Source organism: Streptomyces sp. NPDC107471 (assembly GCF_055582845.1).
This window is the reverse complement of sequence record NZ_JBVJPC010000014.1, coordinates 163847-186523: the sequence shown is the minus strand read 5'-3', so window position 1 is coordinate 186523 and position 22677 is coordinate 163847. Positions and strand designations below refer to the sequence as shown.

21 protein-coding genes are annotated in these 22677 nt (G+C 69.7%); 13 read left to right on the top strand and 8 right to left on the bottom strand.

Annotated features, from left to right (window positions below; translation table 11 throughout):
• Window positions 1–94 precede the first annotated feature (94 nt).
• From ACZ66S_RS36035 to ACZ66S_RS36025, 3 genes are all read left to right on the top strand, one after another.
• Window positions 95–2860, top strand: coding sequence for an ATP-binding protein (locus ACZ66S_RS36035; protein WP_469905778.1), 2766 nt, complete (start codon window positions 95–97; stop codon window positions 2858–2860).
• Between the two features lie 281 nt (window positions 2861–3141).
• Entirely contained in the window at window positions 3142–3873 is a 732-nt protein-coding gene (locus ACZ66S_RS36030) for a sigma-70 family RNA polymerase sigma factor (protein ID WP_469905777.1), read from the top strand.
• Window positions 3870–4403 (top strand): MarR family winged helix-turn-helix transcriptional regulator, encoded by a 534-nt coding sequence (locus tag ACZ66S_RS36025; protein ID WP_469905776.1) that lies wholly within the window; start codon window positions 3870–3872, stop codon window positions 4401–4403. Before ACZ66S_RS36030 ends, ACZ66S_RS36025 begins: the two co-directional genes overlap by 4 nt.
• A gap of 51 nt (window positions 4404–4454) precedes the next feature.
• Here the strand turns inward: ACZ66S_RS36025 and ACZ66S_RS36020 are convergent, their stop codons facing one another.
• Complete coding sequence (locus ACZ66S_RS36020) at window positions 4455–5357, bottom strand: alpha/beta fold hydrolase (protein ID WP_469905775.1); 903 nt, start codon at window positions 5355–5357, stop codon at window positions 4455–4457.
• A gap of 259 nt (window positions 5358–5616) precedes the next feature.
• Here ACZ66S_RS36020 and ACZ66S_RS36015 point away from each other — a divergent pair, with 259 nt between their 5' ends.
• On the top strand, window positions 5617–5883 hold the full coding sequence (locus tag ACZ66S_RS36015; RefSeq protein ID WP_469905774.1) for a WhiB family transcriptional regulator: 267 nt from the start codon (window positions 5617–5619) through the stop codon (window positions 5881–5883).
• Between the two features lie 224 nt (window positions 5884–6107).
• Window positions 6108–7748, top strand: coding sequence for a cytochrome bc1 complex cytochrome b subunit (gene qcrB / locus ACZ66S_RS36010; RefSeq protein WP_469905773.1), 1641 nt, complete (start codon window positions 6108–6110; stop codon window positions 7746–7748).
• A gap of 217 nt (window positions 7749–7965) precedes the next feature.
• Here qcrB and ACZ66S_RS36005 read toward each other — a convergent pair whose 3' ends face one another.
• From ACZ66S_RS36005 to ACZ66S_RS35995, 3 genes are all read right to left on the bottom strand, one after another.
• Window positions 7966–9027: a ferritin-like domain-containing protein gene (locus ACZ66S_RS36005; protein WP_469905772.1), complete on the bottom strand. Its 1062-nt coding sequence runs from the start codon at window positions 9025–9027 to the stop codon at window positions 7966–7968.
• 148 nt (window positions 9028–9175) lie between these two features.
• Complete coding sequence (locus ACZ66S_RS36000; protein WP_469905771.1) at window positions 9176–9748, bottom strand: YceI family protein; 573 nt, start codon at window positions 9746–9748, stop codon at window positions 9176–9178.
• A gap of 239 nt (window positions 9749–9987) precedes the next feature.
• Window positions 9988–10710: an SAM-dependent methyltransferase gene (locus ACZ66S_RS35995; RefSeq protein WP_469905770.1), complete on the bottom strand. Its 723-nt coding sequence runs from the start codon at window positions 10708–10710 to the stop codon at window positions 9988–9990.
• A gap of 296 nt (window positions 10711–11006) precedes the next feature.
• Here ACZ66S_RS35995 and ACZ66S_RS35990 point away from each other — a divergent pair, with 296 nt between their 5' ends.
• The 4 genes from ACZ66S_RS35990 (at window position 11007) to ACZ66S_RS35975 (ending at window position 16363) form a co-directional block, all read left to right on the top strand.
• On the top strand, window positions 11007–11738 hold the full coding sequence (locus tag ACZ66S_RS35990; RefSeq protein ID WP_469905769.1) for an alpha/beta fold hydrolase: 732 nt from the start codon (window positions 11007–11009) through the stop codon (window positions 11736–11738).
• A gap of 308 nt (window positions 11739–12046) precedes the next feature.
• On the top strand, window positions 12047–12913 hold the full coding sequence (locus tag ACZ66S_RS35985) for a sigma factor-like helix-turn-helix DNA-binding protein (RefSeq protein WP_469905768.1): 867 nt from the start codon (window positions 12047–12049) through the stop codon (window positions 12911–12913).
• 482 nt (window positions 12914–13395) lie between these two features.
• A complete protein-coding gene (locus ACZ66S_RS35980) occupies window positions 13396–13980 on the top strand; it encodes a hypothetical protein (RefSeq protein WP_469905767.1) in 585 nt (194 codons plus the stop codon).
• A gap of 454 nt (window positions 13981–14434) precedes the next feature.
• Window positions 14435–16363, top strand: coding sequence for an N-acetylmuramoyl-L-alanine amidase (locus tag ACZ66S_RS35975; RefSeq protein ID WP_469905766.1), 1929 nt, complete (start codon window positions 14435–14437; stop codon window positions 16361–16363).
• 205 nt (window positions 16364–16568) lie between these two features.
• Here ACZ66S_RS35975 and ACZ66S_RS35970 read toward each other — a convergent pair whose 3' ends face one another.
• The gene (locus tag ACZ66S_RS35970; protein ID WP_469905765.1) at window positions 16569–17339 is read right to left on the bottom strand and encodes a polysaccharide deacetylase family protein; all 771 of its coding nucleotides are present in this window, start codon (window positions 17337–17339) and stop codon (window positions 16569–16571) included.
• A complete protein-coding gene (locus ACZ66S_RS35965; RefSeq protein ID WP_469905764.1) occupies window positions 17336–17596 on the bottom strand; it encodes a hypothetical protein in 261 nt (86 codons plus the stop codon). The genes ACZ66S_RS35970 and ACZ66S_RS35965 overlap by 4 nt, the downstream gene beginning before the upstream one ends.
• Window positions 17597–17757: 161 nt before the next feature.
• Here ACZ66S_RS35965 and ACZ66S_RS35960 point away from each other — a divergent pair, with 161 nt between their 5' ends.
• The 3 genes from ACZ66S_RS35960 (at window position 17758) to ACZ66S_RS35950 (ending at window position 21090) form a co-directional block, all read left to right on the top strand.
• Window positions 17758–18945, top strand: a complete 1188-nt coding sequence (locus ACZ66S_RS35960; protein ID WP_469905763.1) for a sensor histidine kinase — start codon at window positions 17758–17760, stop codon at window positions 18943–18945.
• A complete protein-coding gene (locus tag ACZ66S_RS35955; protein WP_469905762.1) occupies window positions 18933–19610 on the top strand; it encodes a response regulator transcription factor in 678 nt (225 codons plus the stop codon). The genes ACZ66S_RS35960 and ACZ66S_RS35955 overlap by 13 nt, the downstream gene beginning before the upstream one ends.
• 358 nt (window positions 19611–19968) lie before the next feature.
• Window positions 19969–21090, top strand: a complete 1122-nt coding sequence (locus tag ACZ66S_RS35950; protein WP_469905761.1) for an FAD-dependent oxidoreductase — start codon at window positions 19969–19971, stop codon at window positions 21088–21090.
• A gap of 60 nt (window positions 21091–21150) precedes the next feature.
• Here ACZ66S_RS35950 and ACZ66S_RS35945 read toward each other — a convergent pair whose 3' ends face one another.
• Window positions 21151–21621: a hypothetical protein gene (locus ACZ66S_RS35945; protein ID WP_469905760.1), complete on the bottom strand. Its 471-nt coding sequence runs from the start codon at window positions 21619–21621 to the stop codon at window positions 21151–21153.
• Window positions 21618–21827: a hypothetical protein gene (locus ACZ66S_RS35940; protein WP_469905759.1), complete on the bottom strand. Its 210-nt coding sequence runs from the start codon at window positions 21825–21827 to the stop codon at window positions 21618–21620. Before ACZ66S_RS35940 ends, ACZ66S_RS35945 begins: the two co-directional genes overlap by 4 nt.
• A 173-nt stretch (window positions 21828–22000) precedes the next feature.
• Between ACZ66S_RS35940 and ACZ66S_RS35935 the strand changes: the two genes are divergently transcribed.
• Window positions 22001–22669 carry a class I SAM-dependent methyltransferase gene (locus tag ACZ66S_RS35935; RefSeq protein ID WP_469905758.1) on the top strand — a complete coding sequence of 223 codons (669 nt, stop codon included), beginning with the start codon at window positions 22001–22003 and terminating at the stop codon, window positions 22667–22669.
• Window positions 22670–22677 lie beyond the last annotated feature (8 nt).

Sequence of the window (22677 nt, the reverse complement as noted above, 5' to 3'; positions counted from 1 at the left end):
GCACCGGTGTCGGCCGCAACCACGGTGTGACCAGCGGCGCAGTTGAGTTGTGCGGCCCGAGACGGCATCTATACGCTCGCAGCCGGGGGTGTTCATGAAAGGCAAGAATCCGGACTTCCTGCAAGGGCGGCAGAGCGAGCGCGCGGTGCTGGACCGCCATCTGGCCAAGGTGCGGGACGGTCACAGCGCGGTCCTGGTGCTGCGCGGCGAGGCCGGCATCGGCAAGTCCGCGCTGCTGGAGTACGTGGCCGACAGCGCCGAGGGCTGCACCGTGGTGCGCGCGGCGGGGGTCGAAGCCGAGATGGAGCTGGCCTTCGGGGGCCTGCACCAGATCTGCGCGCCCTTCCTCGAACGCCGCGGACGCCTCCCGGACCCGCAGCGGACAGCCCTGGAGACCGCCTTCGGCCTCAGCGCGGGCACTCCCCCGGACCGGTTCCTCGTGGGACTGGCGGTCCTCAGCCTGCTCGCCGACGTCGCTCAGGAGACACCGCTCGTCTGCCTGGTCGACGACGTGCAGTGGCTCGACCGCGTGTCGGCCCAGATCGTCGGGTTCGTCGCCCGCCGCCTGATGGCCGAGCGGGTCGGGCTGATCTTCGCCGTACGCGAGGCCGACGGGGAACGCGCCCTGCAAGGTCTGCCCGAGCTCACACTGGGGGGCCTGAGCGAACCCGACGCCCGCGCCCTGCTTGTCTCCGTGCTCCCCGGCCGGTTCGACGAACCGGTCCGCAGCCGGATCCTCGCCGAGGCCCGCGGCAATCCCCTGGCCCTGCTGGAACTGCCCCGCAGCACCTCCGCGGCCGAACTCGCGGGCGGCTACGCCTCACCGTCGATGCGGCCGCTGGCCGGCAGGCTCGAGCACAACTTCAGCCTGCGCGTCCAGGAGCTGCCCCCGCGGACCCGGCGGCTCCTGCTGCTCGCGGCGGCCGAGCCCGTCGGCGACGTCTCACTGCTGCGCCGCGCCGCCGACATCTTCGGCGTGTCCATGAACGAGGCCTCCCCCGCGCTGGCGGCGGGCCTGCTGGAAGTGCGCACCCGGGTCCAGTTCCGGCACCCGCTGGTGCGCTCGGCCGTCTACCGCGCGGCGGGACTGACCGAACGCCGGGAGGCGCACCGAGCGCTGGCCGAGGCGACGGACTCGCGGTCCGATCCCGACCGCCGCGCCTGGCACCTGGCCCGTGCCGCGTCGGAGCCCGAGGAGACCGTGGCGGACGAACTGGTCCGCTCGGCCGACCGCGCCCAGGCGCGCGGCGGCATCGCCGCGTCGGCGGCCTTCCTGGAACGAGCGGTCGAGCTGACACCCGATCCCGCCCGCCGCCGCAGCAGGGCGCTGGCGGCGGCCCGGGCCAAGTACCTGGCCGGAGCGTTCGACGCCGCGCTGGAGCTGCTGAACGTCGCCGAGATGGGCACCCTCGACAAGCTGCAACACGCCCAGGCCAGTCTGCTGCGCGGGCAGATCACCTTCGGGTCCCGCAGTGCCGGTGCCACCGTGCCGCTGCTGCTCACGGCGGCCGGACAGTTCGAGCCGCTCGACGCCGGCACCGCGCGCGAGACCTACCGCGACGCCTTCTACGCGGCCCTCACCGCGGGCCGCATGTCCAAAGGCCCCGGCCTGGAGGAGGTCGCCCGGGCCGCACGCACCGCACCGCAGACGTCCCACCCCGGCCCCACCGACCTGCTCCTCGACGGCCTGGCCGTGGCCACCACGGACGGCTACGCGGCGGGCGCCCCGATCCTGCGCCACGCGCTGGGCAGCCTTCGCTGCGGCGGCTTCACCGCGGAACAGTCGCTGGGATGGCTCCCGTTCGCCTGCCGCATGGCCCACAACGTCTGGGACTTCGACAGTTGGAGCAGCCTGTCCGCCAAGCTCGTCCGCCTGGCACGCGAGACCGGAACGCTGTCCGTGCTGCCCTCGGCTCTCCTGCTCCGGCTGGCGAACCGGGTCTTCGCCGGGGACCTCGACGACGCGAACTCGCTCGCCGTGGAAGCGGTCACGATCGGCGAAGCGACCGGCAGCCACTTCCTGGCCCACTACGGGGCACTGGTGATCGAACCCTGGCGGGGCCGCGAGACCGAGACGCTGCGGGCCATCGGGACGATCACCGGCGACAGGACCCTGAGCGGCGAGGGAAAGGCACTGACGGCACCCCAGTGGGCGCTGGCGGTGCTGTACAACGGCCTCGGGCGGTACGAGGAGGCCTGTGCCGCCGCCGCGAAGGGCTGTGAGTACCCGCAGGAGATGGGGCTCGCCCTGTCCTCCCTGGTCGAGCTGGTGGAGGCCGCGGCACGCAGCGGACAGCGGGACCTCGCCGTGGACGCCGCGGACCGCCTCACGACCATCGGCCAGGCCAGTGGCACGGCGTGGGCGACGGGCACCTCCGCGGCAGCGCGCGCCCTGGTCAGCGAAGGGGAGACGGCCGACGCCCTGTACCGGGAGGCCATCGCCCGGCTGGAGAGCACTCCGGTGCGCACCGCTCTCGCCCGCACCCGGCTGCTGTACGGGGAGTGGCTGCGCCGCGAGAACCGCCGGGCCGAGGCCCGGGACCAACTGACCGTCGCCCACGAGATCCTCGACCTGGCCGGGGCGGAGGCCTTCGCCGCGCGCGCCCGCCGGGAGCTGGAGGCCGCCGGGGAGACGGTACGCAGGCGCGCCACCGGCACCGATGAGGCGCTCACGCCGCAGGAGGCCCAGATCGCGCGGCTGGCCGGCGAAGGGCTGACGAACCTCGAGATCGGCGCGCAGCTCTTCCTCAGCCCGCACACCATCGAGTGGCATCTGCGGAAGGTGTTCACGAAGCTCGGGATCAAGTCCCGCAAGGAGCTGGGCGCCGTACTGCCGGGAGGGGCTGCGACACCCGCCTGAGAGGCGGCACGCAGTCCTGCCGGAGCGCAGGCCCCGCGGGGGGGGGGACCTGTCCGTACGGGGGAGGCCCCGGGCCCACGGCCTCGGGCGATCCAGGGGGGCCAGGGGCGGTCCGGAGCGGGGCTCGGCAAGGGGGTCGCGGACCGGGGCCACGTGACGGCCACGGTACGACCACGGGGTCCCCCACGGTCCACCAAGGGCGCGGCAGTGCCCCTCCCGAAGCGAACTTGGTGTCGGCGGCCATGCACGCCGCCGATCCCGAGCCAGCAGAGGAGCCGATCGTGGACACATCTGTGATCGCAGCCCGGCAGAGTCCGCAGACAGCGGTGGTCACCTCGACCGCCTCGGCCGTCGAGCTCAACGAAGCGACCTTCGTGTTCGTCCGTACCCGACCAGTACTGCTCAAGATCGCCAACCGGATCCTGCGAGATCCCGGCGAAGCCGAGGACGTCATCCAGGAGGCGTGGCTGCGCTGGCAGGGCACGGACCGTGGAGTCGTCGCCCACCCCGGGGCACTGCTCCGGACGACGACCGTCCGGCTGGCCATCAACGTGCTCCAGTCGGCGCGCAGGCGCCGCGAGTCCAGTGCCACCCCCTGGCTGCCGGAGCCCACGGACACCGGCGTGACCCCGGAAGCACTCGCCGAGCGCCAGGACGCCGTGGAGCACGCCGTCCTGCTCCTCCTGCAGACCCTGACGCCCAACCAACGCGCGGCATACGTGCTGCGCGAGGCGTTCGGCTACTCCTACGACCAGATCGGCGACCTGCTGCACCTGACCACGGCGAACGCACGACAGCAGGTCTCCCGCGCCCAGGAGCGGCTGAACAACCGGCGGCACCGGCAGCACGCGGACGCGGTCACCCATCGGCGACTCGTCCAGGCGATCCTCACGGCGGCCCGGACAGGCGACCTCGGCCCGCTGGAGCACGTGCTCACCGGCCAGGACGCCCCGCACTGCGAGGAGGGGACAGCCGCGCACAACGGCGTGCTCTCCGACAGGACCCCCGCATGACCGACCCGGCACCCGGGCACGTGGCTCGCGTCCCGAGCCGCCTCGCCGGTGCCCGCACGGACTCCGGCACCGTCGACCGCTGGGACGTCCTCGACCGCCTCCACCGCCGCGTCCAGGGCGTGGTGGAGCGGCGGCTGCGCGAGACCACGGGGTTCGGCATGAGCGAAGTGCAGGCACTGCAACGGGTCGGGCGTGGCGCCGAGGACGTCAGCGCGGAACCGCTGCGGCTCGGGGACCTCGCGCACGGGCTCGGGCTGAGTCAGTCCGCCACCAGCCGGCTGGTCACGCGCTTGCGCCGGCAGGGCCTGCTCCTCGCGAGCACCGCGACGGACGACCGGCGCGGTGTGCGGGTGCTGCTGACGGCGACGGGTCACGACGTGCTGCGCCGTACCGCGTCCCGCTACGAGCAGACCGTGCTGGAAGCGGTCCGCGGTCTCGGCGCGCAGGACACGGACCGCGTCCTGCTGCACTACCTGACCGGTGAGAGCGACGGCCGGCCGCGCCCAGGCAAGACCGGGCCGCGGGGTTGAGCCCTCGTGCGTGCGTGCCCCCTCATGGTCAGCTCGGGACAGCCCGGACGATCAGCCGGCCAGGAAGTCGTGCACGACCGCGGTGAACCTCTCGGGACGCTCGATGTGTCCGAGATGGCCGGCCTCCTCCAGGATCGCCAGCCGGGCGTCGGGAAGGAGCCGGTGCAGCATCCACGCCCAGCGCGGGCCGCAGATGAAGTCGTCCTCCCCGACCAGGACCAGGGCCGGGACGGTGAGCCGGGGCAGTTCGCCACGGACGTCGAACGGGGGCTCCTCGCCCCAGGCCGGTGCCGCGTACATCCGCAGGGACGCCCGCCCTGCGGCGTACTCCTCCTCATGGCCCCAGTAGTCGTGGAAGTAGGCGGGCGAGATGGTGCGCAGCACCCTCGTCGCCCCGTCGTCGTCGGACCGGTCGGGCCGTGTGGTGAGGTCGGCGACGTAAGTGGCCACCTCGGGCCGCTCGTCGACATGCCGCTGGACGAAGGCCTCCATGTTGGCCACGGCGACCGCCCAGAACTCCTCGCCCGTCATCGGTGAGGTGTCGTACAGCACCAGGGACGTCACGTGCTCGGGGTGGTCGAGCGCATAGCGTTGCGCGACGAATCCGCCGTGGGAGTGGCCCAGCAGGGCCACCTCGGAGTCGAGGTGCTCGATCACCGCGTGCAGGAAGTGGGTGTACGTGGCGAGGGTGTAGTCGCGCGGGTCGGCCAGCCGTCCGGACGCGCCCGTGCCGACCGGCTCGACGTAGACCACGGTCATGCCGCGCTCCAGCTCGGGCATGCGCAGGTACTCCCAGCCGATGCCCGGTCCCCCGGAGTGCGCGACGCACACCGGGCCGGTTCCGGCGACGTGGTAGCGCTGTTCGACAGCGGCGGTGCCGTGCCGGACGAGAAGGGTGTGGGTGCCCGGGGACAGGGGGTTCCGGGGATCAACGGCTGGGGTGGGAAGGGGCATTGAGCCCTGTACGGCGTTCACAAGTCACAGATGGTGCGGTGGCCGAGGTGGCGACTCAAGACATTGTGTCTGTTGTCACACTGTCTTTCACACGGTCTCTCGCTGTCACCCAGTCGGATGTCGGCGGGGTCGGCTGCTCCGGCTGCTGGTCCGGTCGATTGCCGGACCCGGTGCCTCACCCGCCCTGGCATGTCACAGGAACGGGCCCCACACGGTCATATCGATGAGAGGCAACCACGACGAGTGAGGAGGCGCTGTCATGAGCTGGCGCGAGAGGGCGGCTTGCCGGGACGTCGATCCCGACCTGTTCTTCCCCATCGGCACCGCGGGGCTGACCCTGGTCCAGATCGACGAGGCGAAGGCCGTGTGCGCCCGGTGTCCCGTAGTGGAGCAGTGCCTGGACTGGGCGCTGCGCGTCGGACAGGTCGAGGGCATCTGGGGCGGCACGACGGAGAGCGAGCGTCGTGCGACCCGACGACGCTCGGCGCGGCAGAGCGCCGAGCCGCTCCGCGCGAAGGCGTCCTGACCCGGACACCCTTCGCGATCGGGCGCAAGGGCGTCATGTCACACCTTCACCACCTTCCCGGTCCCTTCTGACGAGGGCAACGAACCGGGTGTGCCGGTGCGGCTCACCCGCCACGCGGACATCCGCAGCGCAGACCTCCGCGGAGCAGGTCTGCATTCCACGCGAGTTCGTTGTGCAGATCCGGCCGCAAGGCGCTCCGGTGACATGTTGATGGTGGTAGAGACATGAGCGATGCTATCGAGCCGGTCACCACAGTGGGCGGCCGCAGCGGTGACAAGGTCGCCGAGTGGGCCAGAACACGCATGGGTGTCCGCCCCGCCCGCAGGCCCCGCACAGGCAGGGCCCGTCCGGAACACTGGTCGTTCCTGCTGGGCGAGATCTGTCTCTACAGCTTCGTCGTTCTCCTCGTCACCGGCGTGTATCTGACCTTCTACTTCCACCCGTCGTCGAACCAGGTCGTCTACGACGGCAGTTACGCCCCCTTGCGCGGCCAGTTGGTGTCCGAGGCGTTCGACTCGACGATGCACATCTCCTTCGACGTACGCGGCGGCCTGCTCATCCGACAGGCCCACCACTGGGCGGCGCTGATCTTCGTCGCCGCTCTGCTCACCCACATGCTGCGCGTGTTCTTCACCGGCGCGTTCCGCAAGCCGCGCGAACTGAACTGGCTGCTCGGCTTCGCCCTGCTCGTCCTCGGCATGTTCGCCGGCCTGACCGGCTACGACCTCCCCGGCGACCTCCTGTCGGGAACCGGGCTCGCCGTGGTGAACGGGACGCTCCTGTCCGTGCCCGTCGTGGGCACCTACCTGTCGATGTTCCTGTTCGGCGGGGAGTTCCCCGGCCACGACCTGGTGCCCCGCTTCCACGTCATCCACGTCCTGGTCATTCCGGCACTGATGCTGGCTCTCGTCGCCGTCCACGCCTTCCTGGGGCACCGGCACCGCCACACCCAGTACCCGGGCCCGGGCCGCACCGACAGGAACGTCGTAGGCCTGCCGGCGCGGGTGTACGCGGTCAAGGCGATCGGCTACTTCTTCCTCGTCGCCGGGGTCGTCTTCACCATCGCCGCGATCGCCCAGATCAATCCCGTCTGGGAGTACGGCCCCTATCGCGCCGATCAGGTCTCCGCGGGATCGCAGCCCGACTGGTACATGGGCATCGCCGACGGACTGCTGCGTGTCATGCCCGGCTGGGAGGTCGACTTGTGGGGCCACACCCTGGCCCTCGACAACCTGATCCCCCTCCTGGCCGGCGTCGGCTTCTTCCTCGTACTGGCCGCCTACCCGTTCCTCGAGGCCTGGGTCACCGACGACGACCGCGAACACCACCTGCTGGAACGGCCGCGCAACCGGCCCGTGCGCACGGCGTTCGGGGTGGCCTGGATCGGCGTCTACCTGGTGGCCCTGCTCGGAGCCGCGAACGACATCATCGCCGTGACCTTCCACGTGTCGGTCAACGCGGTCACCTGGTCGGTGCGCATCGCCCTGTTCGTCGTACCGGTCGTCCTCTTCCTCGTCACGAAGCGCATCGCCCTGGGCCTGCAGCGCCGCGATCGCGACAAGGTCCTGCACGGCCGTGAGACAGGCGTCATCAAACGGCTGCCGCACGGCGAGTACGTCGAGGTGCACCAGCCCCTCGACGCGCGTGAACTCCACGCGCTCACGGCACACGAGCAGTACCGGCCTCTCGACGCGGGCGACCAGGGCAACCCGGGCGAGCTCGACGGAGAGGGCCGGAGGGGCCACGCCGACGGGACGCGACGGTTGCGCGCACGGCTCAGCCGCGGTTTCCACGGCGAGAGCGCACAGGTCCTCAAGCCCACCGCCGAGGAGTACCGGGAGATCACCGGCGAACACCGCGGGTGACGAGGCACGGTGTTGCAGGTGCCGTACGGCGGATCGGTGAGCGGTGATCGGTGAGCGGTGACGCCGCCAACGTCAAGGCCCCATCGGCTTCTGGACCGTGGGGCTACGCATGACCAGGGCTTCCCACCGCGGGCCCGGTTCTCCATGGCACAGCGCACCCAGCCCACGCGTCGGCCCCCTGGACGGAGAGTCCAGGGGGCCGAGGCGTGGGCGCGGGTCAGAGACGCTGTTCCGGGGCGACGTAGTCGAAGGTCGGGCCCGCGGTCAGGCCGCCGCGGTCGGGCATCGCCATCAGGCTCAGGGCCTGGCCCTTGAGTGCGTACATCGTGCCCACCGACATCCCCAGCATCGCGGGATCGCCGTTGAACGCCTGCTCCAGGAGCTGGAGCAGTTGGCCGTACGTGACGTTGAACGCCTCCTGCGCCGTGCGGATCGCGCTGCCCTCCGGATGGTCCTCCAGCCGCGGGTTGGGACGCATGGGCCGCACACCGGCGGGATCGATCGCCAGGGTCTCGCCGGTGGGGCCGGTCTCCGGTGTGTCCCCTGGGCGGTAGCGTCGGCCCTGGGCCAGTTCCTGGAAGCGGTAGTAGTGCGAGACCGCCTTGCTGTGCGGGTGGAACATGTCCATGTCCCCGTCCCACACGTCGACGCGGGCCGCGCCCTCGCCCTGCTCGACGATCTCGTCCAGGGCGGAGAGCGCCGAGGCGAGGTCGGTTACCGGGCTCAGTCGCCCGCCCGTGTGTCCGAAGGGGCCCGCGGCCACCTGACGGGCGGGGTCGCCGGTGAAGACGTGTTCCTCGCCGAGTTCGGCGCACAGGTGGCGCAGACCCGTTTCGACCGCGTCGTAGAACTGACCGATGGTCTGGTAGCCGTCGTCCTCGGCCGGGTCGCCGGGGTGGGCCGGTTGTTCGAGGCGGAGGAACATCGTGAGCGCCTCCTGCCCGAACGGCAGGAGCGACAACTGCATGGAGGGATCGGCGTGCGGCATGGGCCGCGGGTGCGGCGACAGGATCCGCGGGGTGTCGACGCGAGGCTGTCCGCCTACCGCGTTCAGCAGATTCGCCGCGAGCGCGAGGTGGATCATCTCCTCGACGAACACGCTGCTGATCACCTCGACGGCCTGGGCGTTCCGCTCGGGGTCGAGCGAGTAGAGGGCCGTCAGGTAGGGCGGCAGCGTGGCGTGTTCCAGCTCGATGGCCCATTGCAGATGCTCACGCAGGTCCTCCACCGTCGCGATCGTGCGGAACGGGGCCTGGGCGGAGGGGAGTTGCTGGTTCATGGGGTCTCACCTGGGTTTCGGTAGGGCGGTTTGGCGGCGGGTGCGGGGCGGTCGGGGGTCACCGGGATCGGGGCCGGCGAGGAAGGGCCAGCGGTCGGTGTCGCAAGTCGGGTCCGGGTGAACGGTGTTGTGGCGTGGGGCCGGACGGTCACGCGGTGTCCGTGCGCGACAGGCGGACGGCGGAGATGTCGAGACTGAGCCTGACCTTGTCGCTGATGAAGACACCGCCGGTCTCGACGGGCGGGTTCCACCCGAGCCCCCAGTCGGAGCGGCGCACGACGGCCGTGCCGGAGAAGTCCACACGATCCTGTCCGCGCTCGTCCCGCGCGGCCCCGCCGAAGACGAGGTCGATGTGCAGGGGGAGATCGACGTCCTTGATCCGGAGGTGACCCGTGATCCGGAACTGACCGTCTCCGCGGTCGGCGAGGGCCCCGGAGCGGAACGTCATGAGCGGATATGTGGCCGCGTCGAGGAATTCCGGGCCCGTGAGATGGGTGTCCCTGTCGCGGACACCGGTGTCGAGTGTGCCGGTCTGGACGCTCAAGTAGGCCTCGGAGCGCGTGGGTCGGTAGCCGTCCAGCTTGACCAGTCCCTCGAACGCGCCGAACCGCCCGCGCACGTTCGCGATCATGGCGTGCCGGACGGAGAAGCCGATGGTGCTGCGCGCCGGGTCGATGGTGTAGACACCGGTCAGCGCTGTGTACGGGGCGGTGATTGACATGTGTGGGTCCTTGCGGTCGTTGATCACGACGAGCGGGCCGATGCGAGCCGTCGCCGTATCCCTGCTGTCGGTGGCGCGGGCCGCGGCCCGAGGAAGGCCGAACTAGTCCGCAAGGAGGAAGACAGGAAGAAGCGGCTCGGTGTGACACTCGGTTCATGGCCGGGAGCACGTCCGGTGGCAACGGCGGGCGCCGTCACGCAACCGCCGCCCGCCGGACGGCGAGGTGTCTTCAGACACTGTCACACGCGTCGAACGGTCAGCACCGCCGGATCGCCCGCGTCGGGCACCGGGACGAACCCCTGTTCTGCGAGGTCCGCGACCACGTCGTCCCGGGAGGCCGGCCACATCCAGAAGGTCTCGGTGTACTCGCGCAGACCACCCGTCACGTCCCGTACCCAGTACTCGAAGCGGGTCCGGATGCGGCCCGCCTCGGCCGACAGCACCATGCGCCCGCCGTACTCGTGCCGACCGAGTGTCTGCACGGGCAACAGGTGGACGGTGCGCGTCCGCGGGAGGTGGGCGGGCGGAAGGTGCAGCAGGAAGATGCCGCCGTGGCTGAGCGCTTCGGCGACGGCCGGGTAGAGCCGACGGCGCGAGGAAGGATCGAGGCACGCCAGGGTGTTGTGGCAGACGGCGACATCAGCGGCACCGTGCAGCCGGGCCTCGCCGAGAGCGCAGGGGTGCACGGTGACCCGTCCGCGCACGGGGGCGGGCAGGGCCGCGAGCCTGGTCATCAGCGCGGAGCGCATGGAACGCGCGGGCTCCACGGCGTGCACGCCCACCTCTGACTCGGCGAGGGCCAGCAGCGTGACACGGCCGGTGCCCGCGCCGATGTCCAGCACGCCGAGACGCGCGCTTCTCACAGCGTCGCCGTAGAGATCCCGGACGTGGGCGGCATCGGCCTCGCCTTGCAGCACGTCGTAGAACTCCGCGCTGACGGCGTACGTGTCCTGAGGATGCACGCCTGTCGGATACGCCGGCGGACGGGACGAGAGGGAGTACATGCCCTGGTTGACAGATCCGGGGCTTCATCTGTGACGCGACGAAGTGTGCTGCGGATCCCGAACGGAGCTTCGGGCAGTGCGGGCTGTCCCGAGGCGGGCTCCGCTTCGATGAGCCGCAACACTGTGTGCCACTATGTTGTCGACTTCCGGCGCCGCACACGATGCTCGCCGTCCAGGCCAGCCGCAGCCGCAGCCGCAGCCGCAAGGGCCTCCCCGCCTGCGGCCGCGGCTTCTCTCAGAGGGATGTACCGACCATGCCCGCCATCCTGATCCACGGCGTTCCCGACACCCATCGCGTGTGGGACGGCGTCCGCCGGCATCTGACCCGCCCCGACGTCGAGGCCTGGGACCTGCCCGGATTCGGCACTCCCCGGCCCACGGGGTTCGGCTCCAGCAAGGAGGAGTACGTCGACTGGCTCATCGAACGTCTCGAGAGCGTCGGCGAGCCCGTGGACCTGGTCGGTCACGACTGGGGCTGCATCCTCACCGCCCGAGTCGCCTCCGTCCGCCCCGACCTGGTGCGCACCTGGGCCGGTGGCAACGGCCCCATCAGTTCCCGCTATGTCTGGCACCCGCTGGCCGAGATCTGGCAGGCGCCGGGCGTGGGCGAGCGGTTCATGGCCGATCTGGACCCCGCCTCCTTCGCCAAGGACCTGGTGAACGGCTTCGACGCACCCGTCGAGCCGGTGGAGGAGATGGTTCGGCATGTCGACGACACCATGAAGGACAGCATCCTGCGGCTGTACCGGTCCGCCGTGACCATGGGGGCGCAGTGGGAACCGGCACTGTCGAACGTGACCGCGCCCTCACTGGTGTTCTGGGGCGCACGCGACCCGGCCTGCCAGATCGAGTTCGGCGACGAACTCGGCGCCACCCTGCACGCCCGCGTCGTCAGGCTCGACTGCAACCACTGGACGGTGCTGGAGCGGCCGGCGGACGTCGCGGCCGCCCTCGAAGCGCACTGGGCGGAGGACAGCGGGCGTTAGTCCGAGCTGGTCGGTGGCGAGGGGTGCGGACGGTCGGGCAGCGGGGACCTGGCCGCGTTCGCGCCCCCTCGTGCCACTCCCGTCCCAGGCCCCCGAAATCCGCATGCTCGGACGTCGCGTCCTGCCCTGCGTCTGAACATGCGTCCGGAGACCGTGTCACAGGATTCGCCCCTGTCCGGTCAGCAGTGCATCGGTGACAGAGCACCGGCGGGCGATCCGGCTCCCGTGTCGGAAGCCGCGGCGGAAACAGCGGGCCGGGATCAAGGCGGCGCCGCCCTTGTCGGGTGCCGCGCGAAGGGTGAGACCAGATGGACCAGGAGCGGGACGACGACGCGGTGCCGATCGCGGAGCTGCTGGACGAACGACGCCATCTGCTCAACGTCGCCTACTGGATGCTGAGCCGAAGCCAGGACGCCGAGGACGTCGTGGCGCAGACCTACCGGCACTGGTACCGCCTGCCCGACGACGAACGGACCCTCATCGCCGAACCTCGGTCCTGGCTCGTGAAGACCCTCGGCGGAATCTGCCTGGAGCGCTCGGCCCCGGTCGACCAGTCGCGCCCGGGCGCGGCGGGCGCGGCGTCCCCTCCGGATCTGGACGAAGAGGTGAGCCACACTCTTCTGCAGGCGCTGGACACGTTGTCACCGACCGAACGGGCGGCATTCGTCCTCAACGACGTGTTCGGGATGGCGCCGGGGACGGTCGCCGACATCGTCGGCCGGACGGAACAGCAGTGCGGCGACCTCGCCTCCAGGGCCCGTCACAGCCTTCGGGCCAGATGGACACGTCCGACCTCACGGCGGCAGCACGACCGTGTGGTGCACGCGGTTCACCAGGCCTGCGCGGCGGAGAACCCCGCACTCCTGGCGTCCCTGCTGGCACCGGACGCCACCGTGTTCTTCGACGGAGGCGGCAAGGTCAGGGCCCTCACCCGGCCCGTCCACGGCGCACGGCGCGTCACCCGCAGTCTGCTGACCTTCCTGGCCGGCCGCCCCCGCACCACCCTCCACTGCCAGCCCGTCAACGGCCGTACCGGGATAGTGGTGCGCTACGGCGACGAGGTGGCCGCCGTCATCAGCCTGGACGTCGTGGGCGACCAGGTCATGCAGATCTGGGCCGTTCTCAACCCGGACAAGCTCCGCCACTGGAACCGAGCAGCCACGCGGGAGAAGTGAGGCCATCCCATGGGCCGGGACCTCGATCCCCTTGCCGTCGGCGCCTTTCTCGCTGCGGAAGCCGCCGTACTAGAGGCACGGATCCGCATCCTCCAGGAGGCACTCGACGACGTGAGCGCCCGCATCCACTGGTCAGCGGAGCGCCTGCGCCACCTTCGCGACCAGGCCGGACGGGCCTCCGAATGAACGGCCGGTGAACACACGCCGACCATGACCGCCCGGTGCTCACGGCCCCTGGGCACCGCCGCTGTCAGCGCGACCGGTCCGCGCCGGGCCCGCACGGCTGAGGTACCGAGCGTGGAAGGACAGTGGCAACCACGTGATCCTGTGAGACCTCCTATACACCGTCTTGCACCTTCCGGGTTCGAACCTCGTACGCTTTGACATACGATGTCCCGACGCACATCCCCGGGTCCGAGCCGAGCGGCACCGCATCTGACTTCACGAGGCGCGGCACGGAGGATTGAGGATGAGAGGAAGACATGGTGTCGGCAACTCGCGCAGCGCATGACATTGAGATCACTGCGGAGAGCCTCCAGGAGGACCTCGCCCGCCTGGAGATTCAGAAGCAGGCACTGGAGAGGGAACTGGCCGCCGTCGCCGCCCACCTCGACTCCGTCCAGCGGGCACTGAACGCCCTGACCGTCCTCATGGCCGAGCCGTCAGGCCGCCGCGCTGCCGCCGACTCCGAGGAGAGCGGCGACCGTCGCGCGTCCGAACAGGCCGCCCAGGCGAAGGCCGAGACTCCGGCCGCCGCACCCGCCCGCCCGGCACGGAAGCAGTCCACGCCCCGGCAGAGCGCGAAGACGCCCAAGGAGAAGCCGGTCACCTTGCCGCCTGCCGAGGTCGACGAACCGCGCTCCTACGGTGCCCTCACCGAGCAGATCCTGGAGTACTTCGCAGGGGTCGGTGACGCGGAGGTCCGCGCGCGTGACGTGGCCGCGGCACTCGGACGCGACACCGACAGCGGAAGCATCAACGCCGTGCGCAGCACGCTCGACCGCCTGGTCGGCACGTCCCGCGTACGCCGGGCGGGCCGCGGTCTCTATCGCGCCCAGAAGTCCTGACCCGAGCCCCGCACGGCTCTCCCGCGCAGAGCCGTGCGCCGGCCTCGGGCGCCTGCTCGCGGGGGATCGCGCAGGCGCCCGAGGCACACACCCCCTGACGGTCAGTCCGAGGGTGGACGAGCGCTCCCACACCGGCAACAGTGTTTGTCACACAGTGTCGGAACCACTGTGAACAGTGTATAGCACTCCACACCGTCTTTGCTCTCCCCTCCCTTCTGCAGCCCGTTCGGGACGAGAGGCAACTCGCTGCTCCGAAAGGGCCGTTAAGTCCCTTCCTCACTCCTCATCCACACCACACACGGTGGCTGAAACCGTCCACCTTTTCGTGGCCGATGCAACGAACATGGCTCTATAGTCGTCCACGCATCGAGTCGGCAGGAGCTCTGTCCCCCACCGGCGGCCAGGCCGCCGGCACACCTTGATGCCCGAGTTTCTTCCCCTGAGGAGCATCATCTTGCACAGACGAAAGAAGGTCCGTGGCCTGCCTGTCGGCATCGCCGTGGGCGCGTTGGTCGCAGGCTCTCTGTTCACCCTGCCCGGTCTCGCCCAGGCCGACGACCCGAGCCCGACCGCGGACTCCCGCCAACAGGCGCTCCTGGCCGCCGCCGAGGAGTTCCACATCCCTTCCAGCGTGCTGCTCGCCCTCTCCCACCAGGAGTCGGCCTGGGACGGTCACGGAGCCCTGCCGAGCACCGACGGCGGTTACGGGCCCATGAACCTCACGGACGTCACCCCCGCCATGCTGGCGGCCGGCGCCGCGGGCGCGGCGGGACGAGCAGAGCTCCACTCCCTCGCCGCGGACCCCGCCCTGCACACCCTGCGTGAGGCCGCCGAGTTGACGGGACTCTCCGTCGAGGCGCTGCGTGAGGACGACACCGCGAACATCCGCGGGGGCGCCGCCCTGCTCGCCTCGTACGAAAGGGAGTTGGTCGACGGGACCCCCTCGGATCCCTCCCGGTGGTACGGGGCTGTGGCGCGGTACAGCCAGGCCAAGCAGAAGCAGGCCGCGGCCGCCTTCGCCGACCGTGTCTTCCGGACGATCCGCGACGGCGCCTCGGCCACGACCCAGGACGGCCAGCGGGTACGCCTGGCCGCTCGCCCCTCCGTCGCTCCCGCGCGGGAGCAGATCAACTCCCTCCGCCTGAAGGCGTCCGCCACGGCGACCGCCACCGAATGCCCCGCCACCGTCGACTGCACCTTCGTCGCCGGATCACCGGTCGGCCGCCAGGTGGCCGATCGTCCGGCCAACGGCATCCGCATCGACACGATCGTCATCCACGACCTGGAGTCCACCTACGACGCCGGTGTCGCGGGCCTGGCCAACCCCACGAACCCCGCCTCGACCCACTACGTGATGTCCTCTTCCGGCGCGGTCACCCAGATGGTGCCCACCAAGGACATCGCCTTCCACGCGGGCAACTACTCGACCAACCTGCACTCGATCGGCATCGAGCACGAGGGGTACGCGGCCCACGGAGCCGCCTGGTACACGGAGGCGCAGTACCAGGCCACCGCCGACCTCGTGAGGTACCTGGCCGACCGGTTCGACATCCCGCTGGACCGGCAGCACATCGTCGGGCATGACAACGTTGCCGGACCGAACTCCTCCCTCGTCGCCGGCATGCACTGGGACCCGGGGTACGCCTGGGACTGGAACCACTTCATGAACCTGCTCGGTGTACCCACCAGCAGCCTGTCCGAAGTGCCGCAGCCCGGCTCCGTCGTGTCGGTCACGCCGACGTTCGCGGACAACGTGCAGACCCTCCAGGTGTGCCCCTCCGACGACCCGACCGGAGAGACCACCGCCTGCACGGAGCAGCAGCACCGGACCAACTTCGTCTACCTGCGCACCGCCCCGAGCGAGACCGCCCCGCTCTTCGGCGACCAGGCCATCCACGGCACCGCGCCCGGTACCGACCGGGTGAACGACTGGGGCAGCACGGCTCAGGCCGGACAGCAGTTCGTCGTCGCGGACGTCCAGGACGACTGGACCGCGATCTGGTTCAGCGGCGCCAAGGTGTGGTTCCACAACCCCGGTGGCAGCAACACCCGCCCCGTCTACGGAGTGAAGATCATCAAGCCGGCGACCGCGACCCCCGTGTCGCTGTACGGCTCCAGCTACCCCGACAAGGCCGAATACCCGGTCGGTCTGGGCGCTTCCACCCAGGCACCGCTGAGCATGTACACCATCCCGACCGGACAGGCGTACGTGGCCACACAGGAAGCGACCGCAACCGACGACTACTTCCCCTCCAGCGGAGCGGTGGTCATCGGCGGCAAGAAGATGTACACCGTCCAGTACAACCACCGCGTCGCCCTGGTCTACGCGAACGACGTCACCGCGACCAAGGCCGTCCACCACTGGGAGAACGGCGCCAACTGACCCTGTCACACGGATAGTTGCCTGATCCCGAGAAGGCCCCCACGCGAATACCTTCGGGTACTCCGCGGCACGGGGGCCTTCGCTGTGCCAGGCCGCACTGTGCCCGTACTGCCGCGTACTGCCCTGCCCGTACCGGCCTCAACATGTGGGCCGATCCGGGCAGGGCTCGTTGGCGGTCAGCGCGCCTACCGAGCTGGTCGGCGCGTCACGGCCGGTAGACCTCGCCGGCCTTCGGTGTTGCCGGGGCCATGAGCTGGGAGACGGTCACGATGGTGTAGCCGCGTGCGCGCAGGGCGTCGATGATCTGCGGCACCGCCGGGATCGTGCCCCTGTAGCGATCATGCAGCAGGATGATCCCGTCCCGGTCCGTCTGCTCCAGCACTCGCTTCTTGATGAGGGCGGTGTCGGTGGTCGCGTAGTCCTTGGCGGTCACGCTCCAAAGGATCTGTGCCAGGCCGAGTTCCTTCATCACCCGGGAGACCTCGTCGTTCGTCCGCCCCTGCGGTGGACGCATCAGCCGGGGCGTCTTGCCGGTGATACGGCGCACGTCCTCCTGGACGGGCGTCATCTCCGCCAGGATCTGCTTCCGATCCAGTTCGGTCAGTATCTTGTGGGACCAGGTGTGGTTGGCTATTTCGTGGCCTTCTTCAGCCATTCGCCGAACGGTCGCCGGGTACGTATCCGTGTGCCCCCGTCCTTGCAGGAAGAACGTGGCGTGCACTTTCTTCTGCTGGAGAATATCGAGCAGTTTCGGAGTGGGTTTGCTGGGACCTCCGTCGAATGTGAGCGCGACACATTTGAACACGTGGCAGTCGGGCTGATCGGCGCTGGCGGCTGCCTTCGCTGTCGCGTCCTCGCGTGCGGCCTGCGGGGTCGTCACATCGTGCAGGGTGCTGCAACCGGTACCGGCGAGCAGGCAGGCCCCTGCGACCAGGGCGAGCCCGACCGAACGCAGACGGTTGCTCCCCCGCCTCACCGCTCCTCGCTCACCTGCGGGTTGGCACGCTCCCGGCGGAGGAAGAACACCGCGACGCCGACGAGAACCAGACCCAGCACCAGAGGAAACGCTTCCGGCATGGCAGGGACCCTCAAGAGCGCGACGGAGACATGCGCCAGGACCCGCCCCGACAGACGAACGAAGCCGAGCACCGCCAGATACATTCCGACGGCAATACAAAGGGCGGGAATTCCACGTCCCTTGGACAGCACCTTGCGAAATTCACTTGATTCCATGCCGAGAAGGCTAAAAAAAGCCGGGTTTCACGGAATCAGGAAATAGTCTGCGCATGCACACGTCCCAAAGAATGAGCCGCCCGGCACCACAGTCATACTTTGGTATCGGTACGGGCGGGCACATACGGGAACCATCAGGTGCATCCCTTACGGTGGCTGTCGTGGCGGAGAAACAGCAGGCATGGCGGACACATCCGCGACTCGTGGATCTCACCGTGGCCGCCCTCGGGGCCGGCCTGACGCTGCTCGTCACCCGGGCACAACAGCAAGGACTGGTCGTCTATCCGCAGTGGGCGGGCAGCACCCTCCAGGGAGTGGTGGACCGGGCGCTGCCCCTCGCCTGGGGAACTACCGCGCTGGACAGCGTCGTTCCTCTACTGGCCTGCCTGGCGCTGATGGTGCGAAGAAGGCATCCCGTTGCCCTGACGATCGCCCTGGTCCTGCTGAGCGCTGCATGGCCACTCGCCGTCCCCGTACTGATCGGACTCTTCACCGTCGCGCACACCTGCTCCGGCAGGACCATCGGCTGGGCCACCGCCGCTGTGCTGGCTCCGCTCGGTGTGCATACCGCCCTCACTCCGTACGTCGGACCGCGAGGGCTCGCGTCCTTCATCGCGGGCATCACGCTTGTGGCGGGCACCGTGGGATGGGGTCTGGCCGTCGCCGGGCTGCGTGACCGGGCTCTGCGCGCGGAAGCCGAAGCGGCTGCACGCGCGCAGCTCGCTCAGCAGCAGGCGCGGGAGGAGATCGCCCGAGAGATGCACGACGTGCTTGCCCATCGGCTGTCCCTGCTGTCCCTGCATGCCGGAGCGCTCGAATACCACCGTGACGCTCTGCCAGAAGATCTGGCTGACGCGGTCGGGGTGATCAGGAGCAGCTCCCATCAGGCGCTCGAGGACCTTCAGGACGTCTTGCGGGTGCTGCGCGCGCCCGTGATCGGCAACCACACCGAACCGCCCCAGCCCACCCTCTCCGACATGACACGCCTGGTGGCGGAGACACGGGCGACGGGCGTGGATCTCGCTCTGCACGAGCAGCTCGATGAGCCGCACACCATGTCAGCGTCGGTGGGCCGGGCTGCGTACCGGCTCCTCCAGGAGGCCCTGACCAACCATCGCAAGCACGCGCCCGGCACCCCTGTGAGCGTGACCCTCACCGGCGATGCCCGAACGGGACTCAGCCTCACTGTCACCAACCCTCTGGCGACCGGTCGCCCCGACCCCGTGCCAGGTTCGGGTCAGGGGCTGATCGGGATGAAGGAACGGGTAGCCCTCGCCGACGGCCGCCTGCACCACGAGATGACCGCTACCGAGTTCCGCCTGGAGATCTGGCTTCCATGGACAACGTGATCCGCCTCGCCGTCGTCGACGACGACCCCCTGGTCCGCTCAGGACTACGGCTGATGATGTCAGCGGCTCCCGACATCGAGGTCGTCGCGGAGGCAGCCGACGGGGCGGACGTGCCGTTGCTCGTCGACACCCACGCCCTCGACCTGGTCCTGATGGACATCCGTATGCCGAAGATGGACGGTCTCGCCGCCACCGCGGCACTGCGCAGTCGACCCAGCCCTCCCGAGGTGCTGATCCTCACCACGTTCACCAGCGACAGCTACATCTTGGACGCGCTCCGGGCCGGGGCGGCCGGGTACATCCTCAAGCACACCCCGCCGGATCAGATCGTGGCCGCGGTCCGCAACGTGATGGCCGGGGAACCGGTCCTGTCCTCGGCTGCCGTGAAGCAGTTGATCAACGCGGTCACCGCACCGGCATCGGCGGGCGGCCCCGACCGACACAGAGAACGATCCGAGGCCGTAGAGGCACTGGACCTGCTCGCACCCCGCGAGCGTGAAGTCGCCCTCGCCGTGGCGCAAGGCAGGACGAACGCCGAGATCGCCACCGCGTGCTTCATGAGCCTCCCCACCGTCAAGACACATGTCTCGCACATCCTCACCAAGCTCGATCTGAACAACCGCGTCCAGATCGCGCTACTGGTGTATCGGGCCGGGTTGGTCTAGCGGTGGGCCCGGCACAGAGGCGACCGGTGTATCGCGACTGAGCACATCGCGTGCCGTCCGACACCGAACGGGGCTCGCGCCGTCCTGACACACTCCTCGGAACAGGCTCAGGTGCTCTGCGCCGTGCTCAGCGCCTACGCCGGTGTTCTGGAGCACAACGTCGCCACCGCACTGCGCATGCCGAGCTATAGTCACAAGGTCGCGAAAAACGATGTTCTGGGCCCATCCGCCGGACATCGCGCATACACCGATGCAGATGGTTCTGATCGGTGAGCGTCTCCTTGCTGGGACCGGGCATCCCGTCCGCTCCTGGCGCTGAACACCGTCGACGCATGTCGGCGCACCACAGGAGCGCACTATGCAGCAGACCATCGCCATCGTCGGAGCAGGGCTCGGCGGGCTGACGCTCGCCCGGGTGCTTCAGGCGCACGGCGTCTCCGCGACCATCTACGAGGCTGAGACTTCGGCGAACAGCCGCACGCAGGGCGGCCTGCTCGACATCCACGAGGAGACCGGCCAGGTCGCGCTTCGCGCAGCCGGTCTGTACGACGAGTTCCTCGCCCTGGTCCGCCCGGGCGAGGACGCCAAACGCGTAGTCGACCGCCACGGCACGATCCTGTTCGACCTGCCCGCGGACCCCGCTTCGGCCCGCCCTGAAGTGGACCGTGGCGAACTCAGGCGCCTGCTCATCGACTCGCTGTCACCCGGGACGATCAGGTGGGGTTACAGGCTCGCCTTGATCCGACACCGTCCGGAGGGCGACTACGACCTCGACTTTGCGCAAGGTTCCACCGCGCGCGCTGACACCGTCATCGGCGCGGACGGCGCCTGGTCGAGGGTGCGCCCGCTGCTCACCCCCGCCAAGCCTCTCTACGCCGGAACCTGCTTCATCGAGATCGCCCTCACCTCAAGCGGCCAGGACAGCGGGACGAACGTCTCGGCGATCGGCAGCGGCACGCTGATGGCAGTCGCGCCGGGCAAGGGCATCATCGTCCATCGCTACGCCGACGGACACGTGCGCGGATACGTGGCGCTGAACAAGCCCGAGGAGTGGATCAGGTCGATCGACTTCGGCAACCCGACCGCCGGCCTCCGTCGACTCGCCGACGAGTTGGATGGCTGGTCGCCGCTCCTCACCGCCTTCGTGACGGCGAGCGACGCGGAACCGTGGCTGCGCCCCATCTACGCCCTTCCCGTCGGACTCCGATGGGACAGGACCCCGGGCGTCACACTCGTCGGCGACGCCGCACACCTGATGTCACCCTTCGCAGGCGAAGGCGCGAACCTCGCCATGTACGACGGCGCGGACCTCGCGAGCCAACTGGTTGGGCAAGACGACGTCGAGGCCGCGCTCGCCGCCTACGAAGAGCGGTTGTTCCTGCGTGCCAGCGAAGCCGCCGGTCGCTCTGCGCGGAACCTGGAGATGTTCTTCGGCCGAGAAGCACCGCAGAGCGTCGTCACGCTCTTTGATATGCCCTGATTCGAGACACAAAGCGGCTTAGGTGTGCAGCTCGTGCTCACGGCCTCCTGATCGTGGCCGTCAGGCGCCTCCCCCTTCGAGGACCGCCATCACATCCCTGGACCCGATGGTCTGTTCTCGGTCCGGTCGGTGGACCGTGACGGGCTTGCCGAGGTTGCTGAACCGTACGGAGAGAGACCTGCCTCCCTCCACCCGGTACTCGGCAAGCCGTGCTTCCGGACTGCCGTGCTCCGGCACGTGGACCCGGATGGTCACGGGCCCCATGGTCCTGGAGAGCGGGCGCAGTCGTTCGCCGTCGCGCACCGTCACGGGGCCGGACGTCACGTCGCCGGCGCCCGAAGAGGCTTGTGCCAGCAGGAGTCCTGTCCGGCAGACCGGCGCGATGCCCTCGGTCTCCGTCACGTCGCCCGGCAGGTCCGTCACCATGTACGTGCCCCGCAGCAGTTGCTCCGCGGCCCACTGCGTGTTCTCCGCCGGATCCGCTGCCGGATCGAGCTCCGTGACCCGCTCGTCCCCGGCAAGCCTGCTCACGGCAGCGGGCAGGGCGCTGTCCACACCCGCTTGCCCATCAGGAGACTCTCCGCGCCTCCCACCGTCCCCGCGCAGGCGCCCCGGCCGTCGAGGCGGGCATCGAACGTGACCTCCGCCCCGTCCGGACTGCGCAACTCCCCCACCATCCTGAAGGACTTCGCCTGCTCCAACGGCTGGAGCGCATCCTCGAACGCTGTCACGGCCACGTACAATCCATTACGCATTGCGCGCATCTGTGTCTCCCCGCCCCTGATGCTCCAGCAGACCTCAACTCTTGTACAACGTCTGCCACTTCACCACCCCGTTGAGGGCTCCGGGCTCCTGTGGATGTGCGGAACAGGCTCACCTCAAGCGACCTTCGGCCCCCTATATTTGCCTGATGCGTGCACACCAAATCGATCGACCGGCCGATCTCGACACGGTCCGTGAGTCCTATGACCGGGTGGCCGACAACTACGCCGAGATGGTGGCGACGACGGGCATGGGCGACATCCGTCGCCATCCCTGGCTCAAGGCATCCATCGACGCTTTCGCAGACACCGTGAGCGACCTCGGGCCCGTCCTGGACGTCGGTTGCGGACCCGGAACGGTGACCGCCTACCTCGCCGAACGCGGACTCGACGTGTCCGGGGTCGATCTCTCACCCCGAATGATCGAGAACGCCCGCCGTCTGTACCCGCACTGCCGCTTCAGCGTCGCTTCCGCCACCGACCTCAGCCTCGAAGAGGCGTCCCTCGGCGGTGTGCTCGGATGGTGGTCGCTGTTCAACCTCCCCCGCGACATCCTTCCTCAGGTCCTCGCCCTGTTCACGCGGGCCCTGAAGCCGGGCGGACACTTCATCACCGGTACACACGTAGGTGCCGAGGACGCGGTGCGCACGGAGGCCTACGGAGGGGTGACCGTCCGCTGGACGACCCACAAATGGCAGCCGGGGCAGTATGTGGAGCTGATCGAGCAGGCGGGGCTGTCCCCTGTTGCCGAACTCCGGCTCCCACCGGACGAGTTCAGCGGGCCGGGTCTCGTCGTCATGGCCAAGCGTCCCGCCTGAGGATCTGG

Excerpts from the sequence above, each read along its gene's own strand:
- ACZ66S_RS35965 (WP_469905764.1), bottom strand. The coding sequence starts at position 17,596 with ATGGAATCAAGTGAATTTCGCAAGGTGCTGTCCAAGGGACGTGGAATT.
- ACZ66S_RS35955 (WP_469905762.1), top strand. The coding sequence starts at position 18,933 with ATGGACAACGTGATCCGCCTCGCCGTCGTCGACGACGACCCCCTGGTC.
- ACZ66S_RS36000 (WP_469905771.1), bottom strand. The coding sequence starts at position 9,748 with ATGTCAATCACCGCCCCGTACACAGCGCTGACCGGTGTCTACACCATC.
- ACZ66S_RS36020 (WP_469905775.1), bottom strand. The coding sequence starts at position 5,357 with ATGCCCCTTCCCACCCCAGCCGTTGATCCCCGGAACCCCCTGTCCCCG.
- ACZ66S_RS36025 (WP_469905776.1), top strand. The coding sequence starts at position 3,870 with ATGACCGACCCGGCACCCGGGCACGTGGCTCGCGTCCCGAGCCGCCTC.
- ACZ66S_RS36015 (WP_469905774.1), top strand. The coding sequence starts at position 5,617 with ATGAGCTGGCGCGAGAGGGCGGCTTGCCGGGACGTCGATCCCGACCTG.
- ACZ66S_RS36035 (WP_469905778.1), top strand. The coding sequence starts at position 95 with ATGAAAGGCAAGAATCCGGACTTCCTGCAAGGGCGGCAGAGCGAGCGC.
- ACZ66S_RS35950 (WP_469905761.1), top strand. The coding sequence starts at position 19,969 with ATGCAGCAGACCATCGCCATCGTCGGAGCAGGGCTCGGCGGGCTGACG.
- ACZ66S_RS36005 (WP_469905772.1), bottom strand. The coding sequence starts at position 9,027 with ATGAACCAGCAACTCCCCTCCGCCCAGGCCCCGTTCCGCACGATCGCG.
- ACZ66S_RS35990 (WP_469905769.1), top strand. The coding sequence starts at position 11,007 with ATGCCCGCCATCCTGATCCACGGCGTTCCCGACACCCATCGCGTGTGG.
- ACZ66S_RS35985 (WP_469905768.1), top strand. The coding sequence starts at position 12,047 with ATGGACCAGGAGCGGGACGACGACGCGGTGCCGATCGCGGAGCTGCTG.
- ACZ66S_RS35980 (WP_469905767.1), top strand. The coding sequence starts at position 13,396 with ATGGTGTCGGCAACTCGCGCAGCGCATGACATTGAGATCACTGCGGAG.
- ACZ66S_RS35935 (WP_469905758.1), top strand. The coding sequence starts at position 22,001 with ATGCGTGCACACCAAATCGATCGACCGGCCGATCTCGACACGGTCCGT.
- qcrB (WP_469905773.1), top strand. The coding sequence starts at position 6,108 with ATGAGCGATGCTATCGAGCCGGTCACCACAGTGGGCGGCCGCAGCGGT.